Below are 5992 nucleotides of genomic sequence, written 5' to 3' on the forward strand. Positions count from 1 at the left end.
ACCTTTTCCGCCCCAGGGCGACGGAGCGAATGAAGAAATGTACGGTGTACATTTTTAGCGAACGTGCGAGATGGCGCGTGGGTAAATTTTTAGTTGTCATCTTTTTTTGGCACAGGATCGAAACCTTTTCCGCCCCAGGGATGACAACTAAAAATACGTTTTAATGCTAACCAACCACCTTTTCCCAGACCATGGACCATTAAAGCTTCCTTGGCATAATGGGAACACGTAGGCTGATACCTGCATGTGCTAGGAAAAAAAGGGGATATGGCACTTTGGTAAAACTTTATGAGTAAAAGGAAAGGATATATTAAAATAGATTTCACCTTTAGTTCGTTGAAAAGGTTGTTCCGTCCTTACCGTCTTTAAGTTGCACGCCAATTTCGAGAAGCTCATCCCTGATTTTGTCCGAAAGGGCAAAGTCTTTATTAATACGTGCTTCTTTACGCAAATTGATTAAAATCTCAACAACTCCAGATAACTGATCTGTACCAGAAGCTGATTCAGAAACATGAGTTAATCCAAGAATATCAAAGGTGAAACTTTTTAAAGTGTTTTTTAAGGTAGTTAAATCAGCATTAGAGATACTAGCACTTCCCTCTTTAATTTGGTTTATAATCTTCACAGCCTCAAAAAGATGTGCTATGAGAATAGGTGTGTTAAAGTCGTCATTCATAGCGTCGTAGCATTTCTGCTGCCATGCATTAACGTCAAAACTTGAGGAACCACTAATTTTAAGGGCGTCTAGGTTATGAATACCCTCCATTAATTTATTGAATCCTTTTTCAGCAGCTAGAAGCCCGTCGTTGGTAAAATCCAAGATGCTCCTGTAGTGCGCTTGAAGCATAAAGAAACGTGCTACACTGGGATGAAACGATTTAGTAATGTGTGGATTGTTTCCTGTAAAAATCTCGTTAGGCAAAATAAAGTTTCCAGTAGATTTTGCCATCTTCTTACCGTTCATAATAAGCATGTTGGCATGCATCCAATAATTTACAGGTGGTTCATCATTGCAAGCTTCGGCTTGAGCGATTTCACATTCGTGATGTGGAAATTTTAAATCCATGCCACCACCATGAATATCAAAATGCTCTCCTAAATATTTGGTACTCATTGCAGTACATTCTAAATGCCAACCAGGAAACCCATCGCTCCAAGGAGACGGCCAGCGCATGATGTGCTGTGGTTCTGCTTTTTTCCAGAGTGCAAAATCCTGTGGATTTTTCTTATCGGTTTGCCCATCGAGTTGTCGCGTGTTATGAATAAGATCTTCAACCTTACGCTTACTTAAAATACCATAGGATTTAGTCTCGTTGTATTTTAAAACATCAAAATAGACCGAGCCATTAACCTCATAAGCAAGCCCCTTGTCAAGGATAGATTTTATGATTTCTATTTGCTCAATGATATGTCCAGTTGCAGTTGGTTCAATACTTGGTGGTAGAAAGTTGAAGGCATTTAGGATATTGTGAAAATCTACGGTATAACGCTGTACAACTTCCATTGGTTCAATAGCTTCAAGACGTGCTTTTTTTGCTATACGGTCTTCCCCTTCATCAGCATCGTTTTCTAAATGTCCCGCATCGGTAATGTTCCTAACATACCTTACTTTATAATCTAAGTGTTTCAAATACCTAAACACCACGTCAAAGGACATAAATGTTCTTACATTTCCTAAATGAACATTACTGTAAACAGTCGGGCCACAAACATAGAGTCCAACATAGCCCTCGTGGATAGGTTTAAAAAGTTCTTTTTCACCGCTTAAGGAATTGTAAATCTTTATTTGCTGATTTTTATATAGGGACATACTTACAAACTAGTAATTTTGAAACATAAAAGTATAATCAATTCTTAGGCAAGACTTTAGAATTGTGTATCTAATTGAACATAATCCAAGAACTCGCGTTTCACCTCTTTTTGTTTAAACTTACCACCAAATTCAGAGGTTACCGTACTGCTTTCAATATCACGGATGCCACGAGAATTCACACAAAGGTGTTTGGCATCAATAACACAAGCAACATCTTCTGTGCCTAAAACATCTTGAAGCTCTTTTACTATCTGAATAGTTAAGCGTTCTTGTACTTGAGGGCGCTTAGCATAGTAATCTACAATCCTATTCATTTTAGACAATCCTACTACAGATCCGTTGGAGATGTAAGCCACGTGAGCTCTACCTACAATAGGGAGTAAGTGGTGCTCGCAAGTAGAATACACCGTGATATTCTTTTCAACCAGCATCTCACCGTATTTATAGTGATTTTTAAAGGTGGAGGCTTTGGGCTTATGCTTTGGGGAAAGACCACCAAAAATTTCATTAACAAACATTTTGGCCACACGATTGGGTGTTCCTTGAAGACTATCATCTGTTAAGTCTAGTCCAAGGGTTTCCATGATGTGTCTAATATCATCCTTTATAATTTCTACCTTTTCTTGGTCAGAAAGTTCAAAGGCATCTGGGCGCAATGGCGTTTCACTAGATGAACTCATATGGTCATCACCGATAGCATTAATATCGTTGAAATCACTGTCGATTTTCATGTTATATATCTTTTAGTCCTAAGACTTTAAAACAAGTTACAAAGATACATAATAAAAAAACGATGAGGAGGTAGGAGAATCAATTAACTAAATGTTATATAACTAAAACCGTTAAAATGCCGATTACATTGACGTATGAATAACCGTTTTATTAAAATTTTCTTAAATTTCCAGACTAATTATTTCGGTTAAGCAATGAAAAAGTTACTCATTTTGGGTGTTGTAGTGTGTTACACTGCGGCGACCTGGTCACAAAGCACAACCTCTATAAATCAAAAACCACTTGCGAAAGTTGATTTTAGTGAAAATGTTAATAGCCCATTAACACCAAAAGAACGTACATTCATTACAGAAGTTTATGGTGAATATGCCGAAAAATATGTGTTTTCAAATCCAAACAGACTTAAAGATATAAAACATATTTTACGCAATAGAGTGGAGGTTAATGAACATCCCAATAAAGACCTTTCTTCTCTAAAAAAATTGTCTTCCGTTCCATTATTAACTGCATTTAATGCTAATATTTCTAGAGACGCCTCAATAAACGCGAGTAATTTTAACCCTCTGAAATATCAATTCAATTTCTTTTCAAGAGAAACTCAAACGAAGTATTACCGAGTAGATAATACACAGTTATTAATATCAATTCTGCCCCAACACAAATAAAGTGCCCTTATCATGAAACTAATATGTCGTTTACTTATATTTTTATTGTCCACTAGCATATTTTCTCAAGATGTGTTGATGCAAAATGGAACAGTTTCTCAATGTACTGGGGTTTTTTATGATTCTGGTGGTGAATTTGGAAACTACGGGAATGATGAAAATTTTATTTTCACACTTTGTCCTCAAGATGTAGGTGATAAAATGCAACTCGATTTCAGGGTATTTAGCACTCAGTTCAATGTAGATTTTTTGACTATTTATGATGGTGACGATACCACTGCCCCTTCATTCGGTACCTTTTCTGGAGGTGTTGGCCCTGGATTGGTGCAAGCCTCAGCCACTAATCCTTCAGGATGTTTAACTGTAGAATTTATAAGTAATGGTTCTGCTAATGGTCCTGGATGGGAAGCTGATATCGCATGTGCAAGACCATGTCAAACCATAACAGCGGTTTTAGATAGTACAGTGCCAGCATTACAACCTGGTAATATTGTTGTCGCAGACGTAGACGAGGTCATAACCTTTAATGGTAGCGGTACTTTTTCAGTGGCTGATACTGGCGCCACATACTTTTGGGATTTTGGAGATGGCAATACCGCAACTGGCCAATCTGTAACACACTCCTATAATCCTGCGGGTCTATATAATGTCACATTGACCATAACAGATGATAATCCAGCGGGTTGTCAAAGCACAAATGACATCGGTTTAACAGCACAGATTGGTGGCTCTACACCTGGCAACCCTTTTGTAGATGCAGGTCCGGATATAACCATAGATTGTGCAGATACCTGCACAACCCTCACCGCAGACTTTTTGGATATTGGTGAGACTAATACCTATACCATTAGCCAAATACCTTTTGTGCCGCCATTTCCGTTTCAAGGATTGACCAATTCTGTAAATACAAATATTGATGATTCTTGGGATAGTCCCCAACCTTTACCCATTGATTTCTGTTTTTTTGGGAATATAGAACCGGAGTTTCAGGTAGGTTCAAACGGTTTAATAAGATTTGATGTTGATCCAACAGATACTTCGAATGCTTGGAATTTAGGAAATGACCCATTGCCAAACAATACAAATCCTGCATTGGCAGAAGGAAACGTATTTACACCTGTACATGATATTGATCCATTTGCTTCGTCAGGAGAAGAAATAGCATGGGAAATTATTGGCACGGCCCCAAACCGGGTACTTGCTGTAAGTTTTTATAATGTTCAAATGTGGAGCTGCGCTAGTGCTGTTGCGACACACATGGCCGTATTTTATGAAACCACCAATGTAATAGATATTTACATACAAGATGCACCCTTTTGCAGTAGTTTTAATAATAACAAAGCAGTCGGGATTCAAAATAATGCAGGAACTGTAGCATTTGTGCCGCCAGGCAGAAATACTAATGAAAATGGTGGTTGGACAACCAGTGATGAAGCTTGGCGCTTTACGCCGTCAGGACCAAGTATTATCAATTTTGAATGGTTAGATGAAACAGGTGCAGTAATCGGTACCACACCATCATTAAATGTTTGCCCTACAAATGACGTCGCTACCTATACGGCTAGGGTAACCTATATCAGTTGTAATGGTGATACGGTTGTGGTAACGGATGACGTTACGGTTACCCGAGATGTACCTTTTACAGTTGATTTAGGACCAGATATAGATGCCTGTGAAGGAGATCCAGATGTGGTTTTAGACGGAGACATAGCATCAACAACGGCTACTTACCAATGGCTATTAAACGGTACGCCTATTGCAGGAGAAACAAATGCAACATTAAGTGTGGCTTCTCCCAATTCTGGGACCTATTCTGTGGAAGTTACAGACCAATCATGTGCATTGACCGATGATATCGATATTACATTTTTTACGATTCCCGTAGTAAATCCAATTTCCCAATATCAGCTCTGCGATGATGCCACAATAGATGGTTTTACAGAGTTCGATTTAAGTACAAAGGTTGCTGAGGCTCTTGGTGGTCAGACAGATGTTAATGTCAGTTTCCATTTAATCCAAACCGATGCTGAGGATGATTTAAATCCGCTACCAAACCTATTTACAAATACCGTAAACCCACAATCCATTTTCGTTAGGCTCGAAAACGCCAATAATGAAAATTGTAGTGATGTTACCACCCTCGAGTTGTTGGTGAGTTCGGGCTTTACCCTCGATCCACCAGATAATCTGGTACTTTGTGATGATTTAAGTGAAGATGGGGTTGAAGATTTTGATTTTACACAGCAGACTATTGATATCTTAGCACCTTTCTCAAATGTGACATTGAGCTATCATCTAAACTTAAATGATGCTGAAAATGATGTTGCGCCATTACCAAATACCTATCAAAATGTAACCAACCCTCAGACTATTTTTGTGAGGGTAGAGGATGATACAAACCCATTGTGTTATGCTACTAACAGTTTTAGTATCGAGGTTTTAGGATTACCTACAGTGACTACTGTTACACCATTGTCAGAGTGTGACGATGATGCAGATGGTCTTGTGCCTTTTCAACTGTCTATAAAAACGAATGAAATATTAGGTGGTCAAACCGATGTAGATGTGTCTTATCACGAAACCTTTGTAGGTGCAGAAACTGAAACCGCTGAAATATTTGATGGTTACATTAATACAACAGCAAATAACCAAACTGTTTTTATCCGACTTGAAGATACAAATACAGGTTGCTACAACGTCACGACGCTTGATTTGGAAGTATTGCCCAATCCTATCGCAAATGCACCTACGGACTTCGAGGTCTGCGACGACAATAATGACG

The 5992-nt window shown here is 38.5% G+C and carries 5 protein-coding genes; 2 read left to right on the forward strand and 3 right to left on the reverse strand.

Translation table 11 applies throughout. The features are described 5' to 3' along the window. Window positions 1–89: 89 nt before the first annotated feature. Genes yidD through folE form a run of 3 tightly spaced genes read right to left on the reverse strand, consistent with a single transcriptional unit; the run spans window position 90 to window position 2544 of the window. Entirely contained in the window at window positions 90–326 is a 237-nt protein-coding gene (yidD, locus tag J4050_RS14880; RefSeq protein WP_208155415.1) for a membrane protein insertion efficiency factor YidD, read from the reverse strand. A gap of 2 nt (window positions 327–328) precedes the next feature. Beyond that, window positions 329–1810, reverse strand: a complete 1482-nt coding sequence (cysS, locus tag J4050_RS14885; RefSeq protein WP_208155416.1) for a cysteine--tRNA ligase — start codon at window positions 1808–1810, stop codon at window positions 329–331. 56 nt (window positions 1811–1866) lie between these two features. After that, on the reverse strand, window positions 1867–2544 hold the full coding sequence (gene folE, locus J4050_RS14890; protein ID WP_208155417.1) for a GTP cyclohydrolase I FolE: 678 nt from the start codon (window positions 2542–2544) through the stop codon (window positions 1867–1869). Window positions 2545–2739: 195 nt separating this feature from the next. Here folE and J4050_RS14895 point away from each other — a divergent pair, with 195 nt between their 5' ends. Together J4050_RS14895 and J4050_RS14900 are read left to right on the forward strand one after the other, a co-directional pair. Then, complete coding sequence (locus J4050_RS14895) at window positions 2740–3210, forward strand: hypothetical protein (RefSeq protein WP_208155418.1); 471 nt, start codon at window positions 2740–2742, stop codon at window positions 3208–3210. A 12-nt stretch (window positions 3211–3222) separates the two neighbouring features. Then, window positions 3223–5992 (forward strand): FIDD domain-containing protein (locus J4050_RS14900; protein WP_208155419.1); only part of this gene is annotated, 2770 nt, incomplete at its 3' end.

The sequence above is a fragment of the Winogradskyella pelagia genome (assembly GCF_017581965.1).
Lineage (GTDB): Bacteria > Bacteroidota > Bacteroidia > Flavobacteriales > Flavobacteriaceae > Winogradskyella > Winogradskyella pelagia.

Excerpts from the sequence above, each read along its gene's own strand:
- cysS (WP_208155416.1), bottom strand. The coding sequence starts at position 1,810 with ATGTCCCTATATAAAAATCAGCAAATAAAGATTTACAATTCCTTAAGC.
- folE (WP_208155417.1), bottom strand. The coding sequence starts at position 2,544 with ATGAAAATCGACAGTGATTTCAACGATATTAATGCTATCGGTGATGAC.
- J4050_RS14895 (WP_208155418.1), top strand. The coding sequence starts at position 2,740 with ATGAAAAAGTTACTCATTTTGGGTGTTGTAGTGTGTTACACTGCGGCG.